This window comes from Promicromonospora kroppenstedtii, from assembly GCF_044389675.1.
In the GTDB taxonomy this organism is placed as follows: Bacteria; Actinomycetota; Actinomycetes; order Actinomycetales; family Cellulomonadaceae; genus Promicromonospora; species Promicromonospora kroppenstedtii.
The window spans coordinates 95,018-112,828 of the sequence record NZ_JBIRYI010000011.1 but is presented as its reverse complement, the minus strand read 5'-3'; the positions used below and the strand labels follow the sequence as shown (position 1 = coordinate 112,828).

15 protein-coding genes are annotated in these 17,811 nt (G+C 73.3%); 12 read left to right on the top strand and 3 right to left on the bottom strand.

Translation table 11 applies throughout. From position 1 onward, the window contains the following. Nucleotides 1–4: 4 nt before the first annotated feature. A complete protein-coding gene (locus tag ACH47X_RS18325) occupies nucleotides 5–388 on the bottom strand; it encodes a universal stress protein (protein WP_397405955.1) in 384 nt (127 codons plus the stop codon). Between the two features lie 226 nt (nucleotides 389–614). Here ACH47X_RS18325 and ACH47X_RS18320 point away from each other — a divergent pair, with 226 nt between their 5' ends. From ACH47X_RS18320 to ACH47X_RS18280, 9 genes are all read left to right on the top strand, one after another. Beyond that, complete coding sequence (locus ACH47X_RS18320) at nucleotides 615–1,736, top strand: SPFH domain-containing protein (protein ID WP_397405954.1); 1,122 nt, start codon at nucleotides 615–617, stop codon at nucleotides 1,734–1,736. Nucleotides 1,737–1,738: 2 nt separating this feature from the next. Continuing rightward, a complete protein-coding gene (locus ACH47X_RS18315) occupies nucleotides 1,739–2,923 on the top strand; it encodes a hypothetical protein (RefSeq protein ID WP_397405953.1) in 1,185 nt (394 codons plus the stop codon). 70 nt (nucleotides 2,924–2,993) lie between these two features. Then, nucleotides 2,994–3,425, top strand: coding sequence for a TFIIB-type zinc ribbon-containing protein (locus ACH47X_RS18310; protein ID WP_397405952.1), 432 nt, complete (start codon nucleotides 2,994–2,996; stop codon nucleotides 3,423–3,425). 842 nt (nucleotides 3,426–4,267) lie between these two features. Continuing rightward, entirely contained in the window at nucleotides 4,268–4,360 is a 93-nt protein-coding gene (kdpF, locus tag ACH47X_RS18305; RefSeq protein WP_084800731.1) for a K(+)-transporting ATPase subunit F, read from the top strand. A gap of 8 nt (nucleotides 4,361–4,368) precedes the next feature. Further along, the gene (gene kdpA, locus ACH47X_RS18300; protein WP_397405951.1) at nucleotides 4,369–6,036 is read left to right on the top strand and encodes a potassium-transporting ATPase subunit KdpA; all 1,668 of its coding nucleotides are present in this window, start codon (nucleotides 4,369–4,371) and stop codon (nucleotides 6,034–6,036) included. Beyond that, on the top strand, nucleotides 6,033–8,246 hold the full coding sequence (gene kdpB, locus ACH47X_RS18295) for a potassium-transporting ATPase subunit KdpB (protein ID WP_397405950.1): 2,214 nt from the start codon (nucleotides 6,033–6,035) through the stop codon (nucleotides 8,244–8,246). Before kdpA ends, kdpB begins: the two co-directional genes overlap by 4 nt. A gap of 32 nt (nucleotides 8,247–8,278) precedes the next feature. Then, entirely contained in the window at nucleotides 8,279–8,905 is a 627-nt protein-coding gene (gene kdpC / locus ACH47X_RS18290) for a potassium-transporting ATPase subunit KdpC (protein ID WP_397405949.1), read from the top strand. A 4-nt stretch (nucleotides 8,906–8,909) separates the two neighbouring features. Next, nucleotides 8,910–11,444, top strand: a complete 2,535-nt coding sequence (locus ACH47X_RS18285; protein WP_397405948.1) for a DUF4118 domain-containing protein — start codon at nucleotides 8,910–8,912, stop codon at nucleotides 11,442–11,444. Next, complete coding sequence (locus ACH47X_RS18280) at nucleotides 11,441–12,160, top strand: response regulator (RefSeq protein ID WP_397405947.1); 720 nt, start codon at nucleotides 11,441–11,443, stop codon at nucleotides 12,158–12,160. The genes ACH47X_RS18285 and ACH47X_RS18280 overlap by 4 nt, the downstream gene beginning before the upstream one ends. 36 nt (nucleotides 12,161–12,196) lie before the next feature. On the opposite strand, the gene ACH47X_RS18275 is transcribed toward ACH47X_RS18280, so the two are convergent. After that, a complete protein-coding gene (locus ACH47X_RS18275; protein WP_397405946.1) occupies nucleotides 12,197–12,613 on the bottom strand; it encodes a MarR family winged helix-turn-helix transcriptional regulator in 417 nt (138 codons plus the stop codon). A gap of 51 nt (nucleotides 12,614–12,664) precedes the next feature. On the opposite strand from ACH47X_RS18275, the gene ACH47X_RS18270 reads away from it, so the two are divergent. Continuing rightward, entirely contained in the window at nucleotides 12,665–13,252 is a 588-nt protein-coding gene (locus tag ACH47X_RS18270) for a TIGR03086 family metal-binding protein (protein WP_397405945.1), read from the top strand. On the opposite strand, the gene ACH47X_RS18265 is transcribed toward ACH47X_RS18270, so the two are convergent. Next, a complete protein-coding gene (locus tag ACH47X_RS18265; RefSeq protein ID WP_397405944.1) occupies nucleotides 13,179–14,189 on the bottom strand; it encodes a DMT family transporter in 1,011 nt (336 codons plus the stop codon). The two genes, ACH47X_RS18270 and ACH47X_RS18265, sit on opposite strands and share 74 nt — an antisense overlap. Nucleotides 14,190–14,256: 67 nt before the next feature. Between ACH47X_RS18265 and pdxR the strand changes: the two genes are divergently transcribed. Continuing rightward, nucleotides 14,257–15,828 carry a MocR-like pyridoxine biosynthesis transcription factor PdxR gene (pdxR, locus tag ACH47X_RS18260; RefSeq protein WP_397405943.1) on the top strand — a complete coding sequence of 524 codons (1,572 nt, stop codon included), beginning with the start codon at nucleotides 14,257–14,259 and terminating at the stop codon, nucleotides 15,826–15,828. Between the two features lie 118 nt (nucleotides 15,829–15,946). Next, nucleotides 15,947–17,665, top strand: coding sequence for a methionine--tRNA ligase (gene metG / locus ACH47X_RS18255; protein ID WP_397405942.1), 1,719 nt, complete (start codon nucleotides 15,947–15,949; stop codon nucleotides 17,663–17,665). Nucleotides 17,666–17,811 lie beyond the last annotated feature (146 nt).

Genomic DNA, 17,811 nt, shown 5'->3' with positions numbered 1-17,811 from the left:
AGGCTCAGGCGTAGCTGGCCTTGACCACGAGCACCGGGGCGGGGGAGTCCAGCAGCACCTGCTGGGTCGTCGACCCCACGAGGAACGTGCCGACCGTCGAGTGCTTGCGCGAGCCGATCACCACGAGCTCCGCGGACACGGCCTCGGCCTGGTCGACGATCGCGTCGGCGACGTCGGCCTGCTCGGCGCGGAACACGATCGGCGCCACGGAGACCGTGCCGGGCACGGTGTCGAGCAGGTGCGCGAGCGACGCGGGGACCTTGGTGTCCGCCTGCGGCGTGAGCACGAGCACGGCCAGTTCCTGGCTGCGCCGTACCGCCTCGGCGACGGCCGCACGCATAGCGGCCTCACCCTGGGGTGACTCGTTGTACGCCACGAGGACGGTCATCGGTCCCTTGCACCTCCGGACAGGTTCGCCGGGTTGTCACCCTGCGGTGAAACTCTCTCACATGTCCGGTCCACTGGCAGGCGCCGGGCGGCACGTGGGACGGCCTTGAGACGTCCCGGGCACCGAACGCGATCCCTTTTCGTTTGCCGGGACGTACCGGACTTGTAGGGTCCGAGTGCTTGGGGCTTCCGGGCGAGTGTCCGGGTGGAGAGAAGAGGAAGACGTCATGGGTCTGCTGGACAAGATCAAGGGCGAGCTCGTCGACATCGTCGAGTGGCTCGACGACACGCGGGACACCATCGTGTGGCGGTTCCCCCGCTACGAGAACGAGATCAAGATGGGCGCCCGGCTCGTCGTCCGCGAGTCCCAGACCGCGGTCTTCGTCAACGAGGGCACCATCGCGGACGTGTTCGAGCCCGGCACCTACACCCTGGAGACCCAGAACCTCCCGGTGCTGTCCACCCTGAAGGGCTGGAAGCACGGCTTCCACTCGCCGTTCAAGGCCGAGGTCTACTTCGTCAGCACCCGCCAGTTCACCGACCTCAAGTGGGGCACCAAGAACCCCGTCATGATGCGGGACCCGGAGCTCGGCATGGTGCGTGTGCGGGCCTTCGGCGCGTTCTCCGCCAAGGTCTCCGACCCGCGGCTGCTGCTGCGCGAGCTGGTCGGCACCGATCCCCAGTTCCGCACCGACGAGGTGCACGAGTACCTGCGCCAGAACGTGGTGAGCCACTTCGCGAGCGTGCTCTCGTCGTCCGGCATCCCCGTCATCGAGGTCGCCGCGCACCACGGCGACCTCGGCGACCAGCTCGCCGCCCGGCTCACCGAGGAGCTGTCGACCGACCTCGGCATCGCCGTGCCGAAGTTCGTCATCGAGAACATTTCGCTGCCGCCCGAGGTCGAGGAGGCGCTCGACAAGCGCACCTCGATGGGCATCGTCTCGTCCGGCACCGTGGGCAGCATGGCCGCCTTCCAGCAGTTCCAGGCCGGCGCCGCCATGGAGGCCGCGGCCGACGGCGGAGGCGGCGCGGGCGCCGTCATCGGCATGGGGCTGGGCCAGGCGGTGGGCAACGCGATCGTGCCGCCCACCCAGCCCGCCGCGCCGTCCGCCCCGGCTCCGGCACCGGCCGGCCCGCCGCCCCTGCCGGGCGGCTGGTTCCTCGGCAACGGCGGCGCCCAGACCGGCCCGTTCGACGACGCCGCGCTGGCCGCCCAGGCCGCCGCGGGCACCCTCACGGCGAGCACGCTGATCTGGCGCGCGGGCATGGCCGGCTGGGAGCCGGCGTCGTCCGTGCCTGACGTGGCCAAGCACCTCGGCGCGACACCGCCCCCGCTGCCGCAGGCCTGAGGATGGTCGAGCTCACCGACGGCGGCCCCGCCGCCCACCACGCCTACCCGTGCGAGCAGTGCGGGGCCAACGTCGAGTTCTCCGCGGGCACCGGCACGCTGACCTGCCCGTACTGCGGGCACACGCAGCAGGTCACCGCCGTCGTCCGCGAGGTGCGCGAGCACGACTTCGCGGCGCTCGCGTCCCGGACCCGGACAGCGGCGCCGGCCACGCAGGACTACCGGTGCGGCACCTGCGGCGCCGTGACCACCAGCGACCACCTGTCCCAGAAGTGCGGGTTCTGCGGGTCGCCCATGGTCGCCGAGGTCGAGGGCCTCGGCCTGGTCGAACCCGAGGCCGTGCTGCCCTTCGAGGTGGACCGCGAGGCCATGCAGGGCGCCCTGCGCACCTGGGTGCGCTCGCGCTGGTTCGCCCCGTCCGCCCTGAAGAAGGTGGTCTCCGCCGAGCAGGCGCACGGCGTCTACCTGCCGCACTGGACGTTCGACGCGCGGACCCGGTCCGACTACGTCGGGCAGCGCGGCGAGCACTACTGGGTCACCGAGACCTACACGACCACCGACTCCGAGGGACGCAGCCAGACCCAGACCCGGCAGGTGCAGAAGACGCGCTGGTACCCGGCCGCCGGCACCGTCGCGCGGGACTTCGACGACGTGCTGGTGGCCGGGACCGGCCGGGTCATGCCCGAGCACCTGGCGAAGCTCAGCCCGTGGCCGCTGCAGCAGGCCCGGGCCTACCAGCCCGACTACCTGGCCGGCTACGAGACCCTGCGGTACGACGTCGAGCCCGAGACCGGGCTGGAGGTCGCCAAGGGCGAGATGGCGCCGGTCATCGAGAACGACTGCGAGCAGGACATCGGCGGGGACGTGCAGCGGGTGCACCAGGTGCACACCAGCTACGCGGCGGTGACGTACAAGCTCCTGCTCCTGCCCGTCTGGATCGCCACCTACCTGTACGGCGGCAAGCCGTTCCAGGTGCTGGTCAACGCCCGCACCGCCGAGGTGGTGGGCCAGCGGCCCTGGTCCGCGTGGAAGATCACGCTCGCCGTGCTCGCGGGCCTGCTCGTGGCGGCGGCGATCATCTGGGCGGTCGTCGCGAACGGCGACGGCGGCACGGCCGGGGCGCTCGCCGAGGCTGCCGTGCGGTGGGGCGAGCCGGTGGTCCGTGAGAGCGTGGGAGCTCCGACGTAGCCCGCAGGAACCGCAGCCTCACCCCGTCCGTTGGGTGACCGGTAGAAGACGACCGCGAGGAGACCAACCGATGCTGTGCCCCATCGACCAGACGACGCTCGTCATGTCCGAGCGCAAGGGGATCGAGATCGACTACTGCCCCACGTGCCGTGGCGTGTGGCTCGATCGTGGCGAGCTCGACAAGGTCATCGACCGGTCGGTCGAGGCCGAGATCGCCGCGGAGAACCGGCCGTCGGCGCCCGTCGCCCCGCCAGCGCCCGCCGCCCCCTCGGCGCCGAACCCGGTGCACGCCGGCCCGGCCTACGGCTCGCCGCAGCCGGCCTACGACCCGCGCTACGACGACCGGCGTCGGGATGACGATCGCCGCTACGACCGCGACCGCCGCTACGACGACGACCGCCGCTACGACCGCGACCGCCGCTACGACGACGACCGCCGCTACGACCCGCGCTACAAGAAGAAGCGCAAGGAGTCGATCCTCGGGGAGCTCTTCGACTTCTGACCCCGGCCGCACCGCGCTGACGACATCGGTCGGTTGCTGTGAGACCGGTCCATCGCTGGACCGACCTCACAGCAACCGACCGATCTCATTTTGGAGCCGGGCCGACGCCGATGTGCTCGACCCAGCGCCCGCGCCCTACCTGACTTCACGCTGCCCTGGCGCCTGGCGCCTGGCACCCGCTGCCCGGGCGCCCGACACCCGGCACCCGCTGCCCCAGCGGTCGAACGTAGGGTCCGTCGGCTCATGAGCGCTCATGAGCCGACAAACCCTACGTTCGACGGCGCCCGACGGTTGCGCCGACGGAGCCTACGCTCGACGACGCCTGCCCGCGCCGTCGGTGCCCGTGCTCGCGGCCTGACACCTGGCACGCGCTGCCCGGGCGGTCGAACGTCGCAGGCGGTCGAACGTAGGGTTCGTCGGCTCATGAGCGCTCAATCGCCGACGGACCCTACGTTCGACGGCGCCTGCCGGTTGCGCCGACGGAGGCTACGCTCGACGGCGCCTGCCGGCTGAGCCGACGGACCCTACGTTCGACGGCGCCTGCCGGTTGCGCCGACGGAGCCTACGTTCGACGGCGCCTGCCGGTTGCGCCGACGGAGCCTACGCTCGACGGCGCCCCACCCCGCCGACGGCGCGCGGCGTCAGGAGGGCGTCAGCGAGCGCCCGGGCGGCGTCAGCGTTCCGTCAAGGACTGGTTCCACGGGTCGCGGAGCGGCGTAGACCAGTGGCATGACCGATCTGGCCTTCATCCTCCTGACCGTGGCGTTCTTCGCCGCGGTGGCTCTGGTGGCGCGGCGCGCCGCCGCGAGCGACGACTCCGCCCGCCCTTCGGGGAGGCGGAAGTGAACCTCTTCGACGCCGTGGGCCTGGTGCTGACCCTCGCGGGCCTCGTCTACCTCTTCGTGGCGCTGATCCGCGCCGACCGGACGCGGTGATCGCTGCCATGAGCTCCGCAGTCCTCGTCGCGGTGGCACAGGTGGCCGTCCTGGTCGCCGTGCTTGCCGCCGTCCACGTTCCCCTGGGCGCCTACCTGGCGCGCGTCTACTCCAGCCCGAAGCACCTGCGCGCGGAGCGTCTCTGGTACCGCGTCGTCCGCGTGGACCCGGACGCCGAGCAGCGCTGGACCACCTACCTGATGTCCCTGCTCGGGTTCTCGCTCGTCTCGGTCCTGTTCCTGTACGGCATGCTGCGGCTGCAGGCGTACCTGCCGTGGAGCCTGGGCTTCACCGGTTTCGACCCGGCCGGTGCCTGGAACACCGCGGTCAGCTTCACCACCAACACCAACTGGCAGTGGTACTCGGGTGAGGCCGCCGCGGGGCACCTGGTACAGATGGCCGGCCTGGCCGTGCAGAACTTCGTCTCGGCCTCCGTCGGCATGGCGGTTGCGATAGCTCTGGTGCGCGGGTTTGCCCGCTCCGGGACGGACGCCCGCATCGGCAACTTCTGGTCCGACCTGACCCGCGGCGTGACTCGCATCCTGCTGCCCCTGTCCCTGGTGGCCGCGGTGCTGCTGATGGCCGGCGGCGTGATCCAGAACCTGGACCCGCACACCGCGCTGACCACGGTCGAGGGCGCGACCCAGCAGTCGCTCGGCGGCCCGGTCGCCTCGCAGGAGGCCATCAAGGAGCTCGGCACCAACGGTGGCGGCTTCTTCAACGCGAACTCCGGCCACCCGCTGGAGAACCCGACGCCGTTCACCAACCTGGTCGAGGTCTTCCTGATCCTGCTCATCCCGTTCACGCTGCCCCGCACGTTCGGCATCCTGGTCGGCGACAAGCGGCAGGGCTGGGCGATCCTCGGCGTCATGGCCGGCCTGTTCGCGGCCTCGCTCGCGCTGACCACCTGGGCCGAGATGGCGGGCCCCGGGGCCGCGCCCCAGGCGGCGGGCGCCGCGATGGAGGGCAAGGAGACCAGGTTCGGCCTGGCGGGCAGCGCGCTGTTCGCGGTGGCGACCACGGCGACGTCGACCGGCGCGGTGAACGCGTCGCACGACTCGCTGACCGCCCCCGGCGGCGGCGTGGTGCTGTTCAACATGCTGCTCGGCGAGGTCGCCCCCGGCGGCGTCGGCGCGGGCCTGTACGGCATGCTCGTGCTGGCCGTGGTCGCGGTGTTCATCGCCGGGCTCATGGTGGGCCGCACGCCCGAGTACCTGGGCAAGAAGATCGGCCGCCCCGAGATGACGCTCGTCGCGCTGTACGTGCTGACGGTCCCCGCGCTGGTCCTGGTGGGCACGGCGATCGCCGTGGTCGTCGAGCCGGGCCTGGCCGGCATCCAGGAGTCGGGCCCGCACGGCCTGTCCGAGGTGCTCTATGCCTATGCCTCCGCCGCGAACAACAACGGTTCCGCGTTCGGCGGGCTCACCAGCGGCACCCCGTTCTACGAGGTGACCCAGGGCATCGCGATGCTGGCCGGCCGGTTCGTGCCGATCGCACTGGTGCTGGCCCTCGCCGGCCGCCTCGCGAGCCAGACGGCCGTGCCCGCGACGTCGGGCACCCTGCCCACGCACCGCCCGCTGTTCGCGGGCCTGCTGGCGACGGTGGCGATCATCGTCGTGGGTCTCACCTTCATCCCCGTTCTTTCCCTCGGTCCCGTTGTGGAGTCCCTGTCATGACCATCGACACCCGGAACATCCCGGACGTCCCCACCCGAGAACCCGCGTCCGGCGGGGCCGGCTCGCAGCGGGCCGAGCGCTCCGCCGCGCCGCGCGCCCTGACCTGGACGCAGCTGCGGTCCGCCTTCCCGGGCGCGCTGCGCAAGCTCGACCCGCGCGTCCTGTACACCTCGCCCGTCATGTTCGTGGTCGAGGTGGGCGCGCTGGTCACCACGGTGCTCGCGATCGTCCAGCCGGGCGTGTTCGCCTGGTGGATCGCGGTGTGGCTGTGGGCCACCGTGCTCTTCGCGACGCTCGCCGAGTCCGTGGCGGAGTCGCGGGGCAAGGCGCAGGCCTCCACGCTGCGCGCCACGCAGCAGCAGACGACGGCGCACAAGGTCGACGCCCCGCGGGACACGCTCCGGTACACGAGCGGCCTGGCTGACCTGCCGACCGTCGAGGTGCCGTCCTCGACGCTGCAGGGGGGCGACGTCGTGGTGGTCGCCGCAGGCGAGACGGTCCCGGGCGACGGGGACGTCATCGAGGGCGTCGCGTCCATCGACGAGTCGGCCATCACCGGCGAGTCCGCCCCCGTCATCCGCGAGTCCGGCGGCGACCGCAGCGCCGTCACCGGCGGCACCGTGGTGCTCTCGGACCAGGTCGTCGTGCGCATCACGGCGCCCGCCGGGGCCACCTTCGTGGACCGGATGATCGCCCTGGTCGAAGGCAGCGAGCGGCAGAAGACGCCGAACGAGATCGCACTGAACATCCTGCTGACGTCGCTGACGATCGTGTTCCTGCTGGCGGTTGCCACGCTGCAGCCGTTCGCGGTCTACTCGGGCTCGCGGCAGTCGCTGCTGGTGCTGGTGGCGCTGCTGGTCTGCCTGATCCCGACGACGATCGGCGCGCTGCTGAGCGCGATCGGCATCGCGGGCATGGACCGACTGGTACAGCGCAACGTGCTGGCGATGTCGGGCCGCGCCGTGGAGGCGGCCGGCGACGTCGACGTGCTGCTGCTCGACAAGACGGGCACCATCACGTACGGCAACCGGCGCGCAACCGAGGTGCTCCCGCTGGGGAAGGTCGCCCCGCGTGAGCTGGCGGCCTCGGCCCGGCTCGCGTCCCTCGCGGACGAGACCCCGGAGGGGCGCAGCATCGTCGAGCTCGTCGACGGCATGCGCCTCTCGAGCGGCGGAGCCGGGACGGTCGAGGAGCTCCCGGTGGACGCCGAGCTCGTGCCGTTCACCGCCCAGACGCGTATGTCCGGGGTGGATGTGCCGCTGACCCGGACCACCGAGGCCGGGGGCGCCGGGCACACCGAGATCCATCGCATCCGCAAGGGTGCGGGCAGCGCGATCCAGCGCTGGGTGCACAGCACCGGGGCACAGCTCTCCGACAGGGAGCGCACCGAGCTGGAGGGGCACATCGACGCGGTCTCCCGCCGTGGTGGCACCCCGCTGGTGGTGGCGGAGCAGGTGGGCGAGGCCCCCGCGCGGATCCTCGGCGTCGTCCGGCTCAAGGACGTGGTCAAGGAGGGCATGCGCGAGCGGTTCGACGAGCTGCGCGCCATGGGTATCCGGTCGGTGATGGTCACGGGCGACAACGCCGTGACCGCGCGGGCGATCGCCGCGGAGGCGGGGGTGGACGACGTCCTGGCGGAGGCCACCCCGGAGGACAAGCTCGCGCTCATCAAGCGCGAGCAGGAGGGCGGCAGGCTCGTCGCGATGGCCGGGGACGGCACGAACGACGCCCCGGCACTGGCCCAGTCCGACGTCGGCGTGGCGATGAACACCGGCACGTCCGCCGCCAAGGAGGCGGGCAACATGGTGGACCTCGACTCCGACCCCACCAAGCTCATCGAGATCGTGGAGATCGGCAAGCAGCTGCTCATCACGCGCGGCGCGCTGACCACGTTCTCGGTGGCGAACGACGTCGCGAAGTACTTCGCGATCCTGCCCGCCATGTTCATGACGGTGTTCCCGCAGCTCGAGGTGCTGAACGTCATGCGCCTGGCGAGCCCGGGCTCGGCGATCCTGTCGGCCGTCATCTTCAACGCGCTGATCATCCTGGCGCTGATCCCGCTGTCGCTGCGGGGCGTGCGGTACCGGCCGGCCTCGGCGTCGTCGCTGCTGCAGCGCAACCTGCTGGTCTACGGCCTGGGCGGCCTGGTCGCGCCGTTCATCGGCATCAAGCTCATCGATCTCGTCGTCTCGCTGATCCCGGGCCTGTAGCCCCGCGCACCGGATCCGGAAAGGAAATCACAATGGCAAGCACCACGGTGGCGAGCGAGCTCGCGACGCTGACCCGGCACTCGCTGGCGGGACTGCGCATGCTGCTCGTCCTCACCCTCCTGGTCGGCCTGGCGTACCCGCTCGCGGTGACCGCCGTCGGGCAGGTGGCCTTCCCCTGGCAGTCCAACGGCTCGCTCGTCCGCTCGGACGGCTCGCACACGACCGACCGGTCGGAGGCGGTGGGCTCGGCGCTGGTCGCGCAGGGCTTCGAAGGCGCGCAGTACTTCCACCCCCGTCCGTCGGCCGCGGGCGACGGGTACGACGCCCTGGCCTCGGGCGGCTCCAACCTGGGCCCGCTCAACCCCGACCTGGTGGCGACCATCGAGGAGCGCAAGGCCGCCGTCGCCGAGCTGGAGGGCGTGGACCCGGCGGACGTCCCGGCCGACGCGGTCACGGCCTCCGCGTCGGGCCTGGACCCCCAGATCAGCCCCGAGTACGCCGCGATCCAGGTCGCCCGGGTCGCGCGCGAGCGCGGCCTGCCGGTGGCCGACGTCGAGGCCGCGGTCGAGGCGCATACGGCCGGGCGCGACCTGGGCGTGCTGGGCGAGCCGCGGGTCGACGTGCTCGAGCTCAACCTCGCGCTCGATGACGCACACTGAACCCATGACCACCGGACGCCGGGGCCGCCTCACCGTCTACCTGGGGGCGGCCCCCGGCGTGGGCAAGACCTACGCCATGCTGGACGAGGCGCACCGCCGCCGGGCGCGCGGCACCGACCTCGTCATCGGGCTGGTCGAGACGCACGGCCGCGCCGCGACGGTCGCCAAGATCGGCGACCTGGAGATGATCCCGCGCCGGCTGGCCGAGCACCGCGGTTCCACGCTCACCGAGCTCGACGTCGCCGCGGTGCTGGAGCGCGCCCCCGAGGTGGTGCTCGTCGACGAGCTGGCGCACACCAACGCGCCCGGCTCCCAGCACGCCAAGCGCTGGCAGGACGTGCACGACCTGCTGGACGCGGGGATCGACGTGGTGACCACGGTCAACGTGCAGCACATCGCGTCCCTCACGGACGACGTCGAGGCGATCACCGGGGTGCGGCAGCGCGAGACGGTGCCGGACCAGGTGGTCCGCGAGGCCGACCAGATCCAGCTCGTCGACCTCTCGCCGGAGCAGCTGAGGCGCCGGCTCGCGCACGGCAACGTGTACCGCGCCGAGCAGATCGACGCCTCGATGTCGTCGTTCTTCCGCGTGGGCAACCTGACGGCGCTGCGCGAGCTCGCGCTGCTCTGGCTCGCGGACCGGGTGGACGACGCCCTGACCCGGTACCGCGCCGACCACTCGATCGGCGGCACCTGGCCTGCCCGCGAGCGCATCGTCGTGGCCGTCACCGGCGGCCCGGAGACGGAGACGCTGCTGCGCCGGGCCGCGCGGATCGCCCAGCGGGCGGCGGGCACCGAGCTGCTGGCCGTGCACGTGCTGCCCACCGACGGCCTGCCGTCGACGCCGTCGGCCACGATCGCGGCGCACCGCGCGCTGGTGGAGTCGCTCGGAGGTGCGTTCCACACGGTGGTGGGGGAGGACGTGCCGTCCGCCGTCGTGGAGTTCGCGCGCGGGGTCAACGCGACCATGATCGTGGTGGGCGTCTCCCGGCACCCCGTGTGGCGGCAGGCGCTGCTGGGCTCGTCCAGCGCGGAGATCGCGCGGCTGTCCGGTGCCATCGACGTGCACCTGGTGACGCACGAGCGGGCGCGGGTCGGTGTGGGCGTGCGCTCCCGCTACTCGTCGCTGTCCCCACGACGCCGGGCCGCCGGCTGGGCGTCGGCCCTGCTGGTCCCCGCCGTGCTCACGGCCGGGCTGCTGGCGATCGGCCGGGACGACGTCGCGCTCGCGACGGACGCCATGCTGCTCCTCGCCGGGGTGGTCGGCGTGGCGCTCATCGGCGGACTGTGGCCCGCGGTGGTGGCCGCCGTCGTGTCCAACCTGTGCCTCAACTGGTTCTTCACGGATCCGGTGGGCCGGTGGACGATCGCCGAGGCGGAGAACGTGTTCGCCCTGGGTGTGTTCGTCGTGGTCGCCGTGGCCGTCGCCTCCGTGGTCGACCTCGCCGCCCGGCGCACCACGCAGGCCTACCGGGCGCGGGCCGAGGCGTCCACGCTCGCGGCGCTGTCCCGGTCGGTGCTGTCGGGCCAGGATACGGCGCAGGCGATCGTGCACCGTCTGGCCCAGACCTTCGCGATGTCCGACGTGCGCCTGGAGGAGCGTGCCGACGACCGCGGGCCCTGGTCCGTGGTGGCGCACGAGCGGTGGGTCACCGGAGCGGAGTCCGCTCCCGGACCTGGCGGCGACGGGGCGGAGCAGACCGAGACCGAGGTGCTGGTCGACGACCGGCACCGGCTGGTCCTGGCCGGCCGCGTGCTGCCCGCGAGCGACCGGCAGGTGGTCGAGGCGTTCGGGGCGCAGGCCGGGATCGTCCTGGAGCGGCGCAGGCTGCGTGAGCAGGCCGCCCAGGCCGAGGTGCTGGAGCGCACCGAGAGCACCCGCACCGCGCTGCTCGCCGCCGTCTCGCACGACCTGCGCACGCCGCTCGCGGCGATCCGCACGGCCGTGGACGGCCTGGCCTCGCCGGACGTCGAGCTGGACCGGGAGGACCGCGACGTCCTGACGGCGACGATCGCCGACTCGACGCACCGGCTCGAGCGGCTGATCGGCAACCTGCTTGACCTGTCCCGCCTCCAGACCGGCGCCGTGCGGCCCGCGCTGCGCGCCGCGTCGCTGGAGGAGGTGGTGCCGATCGCCGTCGAGCCGTGGCTGGCTGACCTCACGCTCGACGTGCCGGAGGACCTGCCGCTCGTGCACACCGACCCCGGCCTGTTCGAGCGGGTGGTGGCCAACGTGGTCTCCAACGCGGTGCGGTACTCGCCGCCCGGCGCCAAGGTGCTGTTCACCGCCTCGGCCGCGCGCGACGCCGTCGAGCTGCGCGTGGCCGACACGGGCCCCGGCGTGCCGGACGAGCGCAAGGTCACCATGTTCGAGCCGTTCCAGCGGCTCGACGACACGAGCGCGAACGGCCTGGGCCTGGGTCTGGCGGTCGCGTCGGGCCTCGCGGACGCGGTCGGCGCCCGCATCTCCGCCGAGGACACCCCGGGCGGCGGCCTGACCATGGTTCTGACCGTCCCGCGTGATGGGATGGTCCCGTGACCGGTGCTGTGGACGGCGGGGGCCAGCGGACGGCGTCCGGCAACCGCGTGCTCGTGGTGGACGACGACGCCGCGCTGGCCCGCGCGCTGGCGATCAACCTGCGTGCGCACGGCTGGGACGTGACCGCCGCGCCGACGGGCGCCGCCGCGCTCGACGCCGTGGCGTCGGCGCGGCCCGACGTGGTGCTGCTCGACCTGGGGCTGCCCGATATGCCCGGGCTCGACGTCATCGCGGGCATCCGGGGCTGGACCCGGGTGCCGATCGTGGTGCTGTCCGCCCGGCAGCTCGGCGACGACAAGGTGGACGCGCTCGACGCGGGCGCCGACGACTACGTGACCAAGCCGTTCGCCATGAACGAGCTGCTGGCGCGCCTGCGTGCCGCCGTCCGCCGGGCGGAGCCGGCGCAGGCCGAGGAGCCCGTGGTCACCGCGGGCGAGCTGCGGATCGACCTGGCGCGGCGGCAGGTCTCGCGCGCCGGGGAAGAGGTGCGGCTGAGCCCCACCGAGTGGGCCCTGCTGGAGGTGCTGGTCCGCAACCGCGGCCGGCTGGTGGACCGCAAGCTGCTGCTGCACGAGGTGTGGGGTCCCGCCTACTCGACGGAGACCAACTACCTGCGCGTCTACACGGCGCAGCTGCGGCGCAAGCTGGAGCAGGACCCGTCGCACCCGAAGCACATCCTGACGCACCCGGGGGCGGGGTACCGGTTCGAGGAGTGAGGGCGCCCGGCGCCTCTGACCCGCTCGGCGTGCCGGTCAGTCGAGGGAAGCGGCCAGGGCCACCAGCGCCCGCTCGAAGTTCGCGCGCTCGCCAGCCGGAAGGGCCCCCAGCAGCTCCGTCTCCATGGCGCGGATGCCGGTCTGGCACCGCTCCAGGACCTGTCGCCCCTCGGTGGTGAGCGAGACGACGCGGTTGCGCCGGTCGGCCGGGTCGGGCACGCGGCTGACCAGCCCGAGCTCGACGAGCCGGTCCAGGTTGCCGATCAGCCGGGTCTTGTCGCGCCCGGTCTCGGCCGCGAGCTGCGCCTGGGTCGGGGCGTCCCCCCGGGCGAGCGCCGTGAGCAGCACGTGATCCCACATCTGCAGGCCGGCGGCCGCGAGGATCGGCTCCTCACGAGCGATCACCACCCGCAGCAGCCGGTCGAAGAGATAGCCAAGCTCGGGACGCTCCACCCGGAGATCCTAACCACCAACCTATGATCTGCGCGGGTGTATCGTCTACGCATGCTTACTTATTCGGAGATGCTCACCCTGCACCACACCGCCCTCGCCGACACCACCCGCCTGATCGAGCGGGCCGCCCGGGGCCCGCTCGACCTCCCGACGCCGTGCGACGAGTGGGACCTCGCCGCCCTGCTGTCGCACATGATCGGCCAGAACCGCGGCTTCGCGGCCGCCCTCGGCGACGGCGACGCCGACATCGCGCTCTACGCGGGCCCGGAGGTGACCCCGGACGGCGCCGTCGGCGCGTGGGCGGAGTCCGCGACGGCGCTGCGCGAGGCGTCCGCACGCGCGCAACCGGACGCCCCCGTCCGTCTGGCCGAGTTCGACTCCCGGGTCCCGGCGACCCTCGCGCTCGGCATGCAGCTCCTCGACACCGCGGTGCACGCCTGGGACGTGGCCACCGCGGTCGGCACCACCTACCGGCCCGACGACGCCACGGTCGCCTTCGTGCTCGACAGCGCGAGCGCCATCGCCGCCCGGCCGGGCGGGACGCCGGGTGTGTTCGAGCCTCCGCTCACCGCGACCGGTTCCGACCCGTGGTTCGCCGCGCTGCGGCTGCTGGGCCGGGACCCGCAGCCGGTCGCCTGACCATCCCCAGCGCGACGCCCAGCACCACGATCGCGATGCCCAGCCAGACGGCCGGCCCCGGCACCGCCCCGCCGAGCACCACGCCGCCCAGGGCCGATGCCACGGGGACGACGCCGGTGAACAGCCCCGCCCGTCCCGGACCGATCCGGCCGACGGCGGTGTACCAGAGCAGGAACGCCACGACGGTGACGCCCAGCGCGAGGTGCAGCGTGGCCGGCAGGTGCTCTGCCCGCAGGGTCAGCACGGCGCCCGGCCCCTCGACCGTCAGGCTCAGCGCCCAGAGCGCCACGGCCGCGATCCAGACCGCGTGCAGCGAGACGCCGTGCGGCCCGAGCCGGCGCAGCACGGGGACGGCCAGCAGCGTGAACCCGGCCTCGCACACGAGGGTGAGCAGCGCGTAGCCGACCCCCGCCGCGTCCGTGCGTCCGCCGCCCGTGACCAGGACGGCCCCCAGGGTCACCACCGCTGCGGCGGCCACCACGGCCGGCGTCGGCCGCGAACCGCCCAGGAGCGGCCCCACCAGGGCGAGCAGCACGGGCACGGCCGCGACCGCCACCCCGATCACCGCGGGCTCGGCATGCGCGACGCCGCGGACCACCCCCACGTTGAACAGCACCAGCCCGCTCAGCGCCACGCCGGCGAGCCAGGCCCACTCGCGGCCGCGGGGTGCGGGCAGCGCCCGGCCGGTCAGTCGCAGCACCACCGCGAGCACCAGGGCCGCCACCGTGTACCGCACGGCCTGCACCGCGAACAGCGGCGCGTCGGCGAGCACACCGGAGACCGCCACCTGGCTGCCCACCAGTGACATGCCGAGTGCCGCGAACAGTGGGCCGGTCCAGGCGGGGCCGTGCCGATCCGTCCGGGGGGCCTCGGGGCTGCTCCGGTCGGTGTCGGTGCCGGTACCCGCGTGCGGCGCGGAGCTGGTGCTGGTCGTCATGTCCGCGAGCCTGCCCGCGACTTGGTATATCTGACAGTGCCAAGACGTCAGAATTCGAGGGGACCAAATGACCGGGTCCGACTTTCTCCAGCTCGACCCCGCCCACGCCCCGGCCGGCGGGCTGACCGCCTGGCTCGCCGAGGCGGTGCGGCGCGCCGTGTCCGACGGACGCCTGGTCCCGGGCGACCGGCTTCCCGCCACGCGCGTGCTCGCCGACCAGCTCGGCTGCTCCCGCGGCGTGGTGGTCGACGCCTACCGGCGCCTGACGGACGAGGGCCTGCTCGCCGGGCGGCACGGCGGCGGCACGACGGTCCGCGCCGCCTGGGCGCCTGCACCAGCGCCGGCGCCTGGGCCCGGGACCAGGACCGCGGCGTCGGCCGCCGTGCCCGGCGCCTCGCCCGGCGCCTCCCTGGAGGCCCGGCCGTCGGCGCCGGGCCTGGCGGGCGGCCTGCCCGGCGCGTTCGCGCCGGAGGTTCCGGGCGGCACGGAAGCCGACCTGATCGACCTCTCGCCCGGGCTGCCCGACCTGTCCGCCTTCCCGCGTGCGGCCTGGGCCCGCGCCGAGCGCGCGGCCCTGGACGGCCTCGCCTCCAGCGACCTCGGCTACGGCGACCCCCGCGGCCTGCCCGCGCTGCGCGAGGCGCTCGCCGCATGGCTCGCCCGCACCCGCGGCCTGCGCGCGCACCCGGACGACATCCTGGTCGTCAACGGTGTCTCCCAGGGCCTGATGCTGCTCGCCCGTGCGCTCGTGGCCCGCGGCACCACCCGGATCGGGTTCGAGGACCCGGGCTCCTACGGCGCGCGCGAGCACCTGCGTCGGTGGGACCTGACGCCCATGCCCGTCCCGGTCGACCGGAACGGCCTCGATGTCGGGGCACTGGGTCGTTCCGGGGTCGACGCCGTCCTGGTCACCCCCGCGCACCAGTTCCCCAGCGGCGTGGTCCTCGCGCCCGACCGGCGGCGCGCGCTGGTCGCGTGGGCGGGCTCCGGACCGGCGGACGACCCGGACGGGACGCCCGGTCGGCTCGTGATCGAGGACGACTACGACGCCGAGCACCGGTACGACCGCCCGCCGGTCCCCGCGCTGCGCGCCCTCGCGCCCGACCACGTGGTGCACCTGGGCAGCGTGTCCAAGACGCTCGCGCCGGGGATCCGGATCGGCTGGCTGCTGGCGCCCGCCGCGCTCCGGTCCGAGCTGGTCGAGGCCCGGTACTGGACCGACCTGGCCAGCCCGGCGCTGCCCCAGCTCGCCCTGGCGCACTTCATCACCTCGGGCGCCTTCGAGCGGCACCTGCGCCAGGTCCGGCGCCGCCACCGCGCCCGGCGCGACGCCCTCCTCACGGCGCTGGCGGCGCACCTGCCCGGCGCGGCGGCCCACGGTGTGGCCGCCGGCCTGCATCTGCTGGTCACCCTGCCGGGCGTCGACGACGTCGACGTGGCCCGGCGTGCCGCCGCGGCCGGGGTCCGGGTGCACCCCCTGTCGGCCCACCGGGTGGGCGACGGACCGCCCGGGCTGGTGATCGGGTACGCCGCCAACCCGCCGGACCGGCTGGCCGAGGCCGTGGCGCGGGTCGCGCGCGGGCTCCGGCCGGCGGCCGGCGCCGGAGCCGTCGTCGGCGTCCGGCCGCTCACACCGTGACCGCGATGCCGCCCCCGGCACCCGGTGGATCTAGGCTTGGCCGTGGCTCGCTCCGCGAGCCCGCCGGGCACCCCGCCCGGACCCACGGATCCAGAACTACGAATCGGAGCATCCAGCGATGGCTCGCCACCTTGTCACCAGTGCGCTTCCGTACATCAACGGCATCAAGCACCTGGGGAACATGGTCGGGTCGATGCTCCCGGCCGACGTCTACGCGAGGTACATGCGCCAGCGCGGCCACGACGTGCTGTACATCTGCGCCACCGACGAGCACGGCACGCCGGCCGAGCTGGCAGCGGCCGAGGCGGGCCTGCCCGTCGCGGAGTTCTGCGCCGGGGCGCACGAGACCCAGAAGAAGATCTACGAGGGCTTCGGGCTGTCGTTCGACCACTTCGGGCGCAGCTCCTCGCCGCAGAACGCCGAGACCACGCAGCACTTCGCGCGGCAGCTCAACGAGCACGGCTTCATCGAGGAGCGGGCGATCCGGCAGGTGTACTCGCCGGTCGACGGCCGGTTCCTGCCCGACCGCTACGTCGAGGGCACCTGCCCGCACTGCGGCTACGACCGCGCGCGCGGCGACCAGTGCGAGAACTGCACCCGCGTGCTCGACCCGACCGACCTGATCAACCCGCGTTCGGCGATCAGCGGCTCGACCGACCTCGAGGTGCGCGAGACCAAGCACCTGTTCCTGCTCCAGTCCAAGCTCCAGGCCGAGGTCGAGTCGTGGATCGACGGCAACAGCAAGGACTGGCCGCTGTTGTCCACCTCGATCGCCCGGAAGTGGCTCACCGAGGGCCTGCAGGACCGCGCCATCACGCGCGACCTGGAGTGGGGCGTGCCCGTCCCGGCCGACACCTGGCCCGAGCTCGCGGCCGACGGCAAGGTCTTCTACGTCTGGTTCGACGCCCCGATCGAGTACATCGGCGCCACCCAGGAGTGGGCGGACGCCGCCGCGCCGGGGGAGACCCGGGACTGGAAGTCCTGGTGGTACGAGGCAGACGACGTGCGCTACACGCAGTTCATGGCCAAGGACAACGTCCCGTTCCACACGGTGATGTTCCCCGCCACGCAGCTCGGCGTCCGCGAGCCGTGGACCATGGTCGACTACGTCAAGGGCTTCAGCTGGCTGACCTACTACGGCGGCAAGTTCTCGACGTCGCAGAAGCGGGGCGTCTTCACCGACGCCGCGCTGGAGATCCTGCCGGCCGACTACTGGCGCTGGTACCTCATCGCCAACGCCCCGGAGTCCGACGACTCGTCGTTCACCTGGGAGCACTTCGCCGGCACGGTGAACAAGGACCTGGCCGACACCCTCGGCAACTTCGTCAACCGCGTGCTGACCTTCTCGGCCAAGCGGTTCGGCGAGACCGTCCCCGAGGGCGGCACGCCGGGCACTGCCGAGGAGAAGCTCGGCACCGAGGTGGCGCGGCTCCTGGCCGAGTACGAGGAGCACCTGGAGGCCCTCCAGTACCGCAAGGCCGCGAACGCCCTGCGCGCGCTGTGGTCGGCGGGCAACGCGTACCTCGTCGAGAAGGAGCCCTGGAAGCAGGTCAAGGTCGACCCGGAGGCGGCGGCGGTCTCGCTGCGCACCGCGATGAACCTGATCCACCTCTACTCGGTGGTCTCCGAGCCGTTCATCCCGCAGACGGCGGCCACGCTGCGCCGCGTGTTCGCGCTGGCCGACGACACCGCGACCTGGGTGAGCCCGGAGGCCGCGACGTCGCTCGACGCCGTGCCAGCCGGGACCGCGTTCACGGTGCCGCCGGTGCTGTTCGCGAAGATCAGCGACGACGACCTGGACGCCTACCGCGAGCGCTTCGGCGGCGGCGAGGCCTGAGCCCGGAGAGCTCGGGGCTGCGCCGAGTCCGGCAACTGGCTGCGGCAAGTTCGGCAGCCTGCCCGTTGCGTCGGCAGTTGGCATCGAGATCGGCTCAGGCCTGAGCCGATCTCGATGCCAACTGCCGACGCCGCGGCCGCCCCGTG

Excerpts from the sequence above, each read along its gene's own strand:
- ACH47X_RS18325 (WP_397405955.1), bottom strand. The coding sequence starts at position 388 with ATGACCGTCCTCGTGGCGTACAACGAGTCACCCCAGGGTGAGGCCGCT.
- ACH47X_RS18320 (WP_397405954.1), top strand. The coding sequence starts at position 615 with ATGGGTCTGCTGGACAAGATCAAGGGCGAGCTCGTCGACATCGTCGAG.
- ACH47X_RS18315 (WP_397405953.1), top strand. The coding sequence starts at position 1,739 with ATGGTCGAGCTCACCGACGGCGGCCCCGCCGCCCACCACGCCTACCCG.
- ACH47X_RS18310 (WP_397405952.1), top strand. The coding sequence starts at position 2,994 with ATGCTGTGCCCCATCGACCAGACGACGCTCGTCATGTCCGAGCGCAAG.
- kdpA (WP_397405951.1), top strand. The coding sequence starts at position 4,369 with ATGAGCTCCGCAGTCCTCGTCGCGGTGGCACAGGTGGCCGTCCTGGTC.
- kdpB (WP_397405950.1), top strand. The coding sequence starts at position 6,033 with ATGACCATCGACACCCGGAACATCCCGGACGTCCCCACCCGAGAACCC.
- kdpC (WP_397405949.1), top strand. The coding sequence starts at position 8,279 with ATGGCAAGCACCACGGTGGCGAGCGAGCTCGCGACGCTGACCCGGCAC.
- ACH47X_RS18285 (WP_397405948.1), top strand. The coding sequence starts at position 8,910 with ATGACCACCGGACGCCGGGGCCGCCTCACCGTCTACCTGGGGGCGGCC.
- ACH47X_RS18270 (WP_397405945.1), top strand. The coding sequence starts at position 12,665 with ATGCTTACTTATTCGGAGATGCTCACCCTGCACCACACCGCCCTCGCC.
- ACH47X_RS18265 (WP_397405944.1), bottom strand. The coding sequence starts at position 14,189 with ATGACGACCAGCACCAGCTCCGCGCCGCACGCGGGTACCGGCACCGAC.
- pdxR (WP_397405943.1), top strand. The coding sequence starts at position 14,257 with ATGACCGGGTCCGACTTTCTCCAGCTCGACCCCGCCCACGCCCCGGCC.
- metG (WP_397405942.1), top strand. The coding sequence starts at position 15,947 with ATGGCTCGCCACCTTGTCACCAGTGCGCTTCCGTACATCAACGGCATC.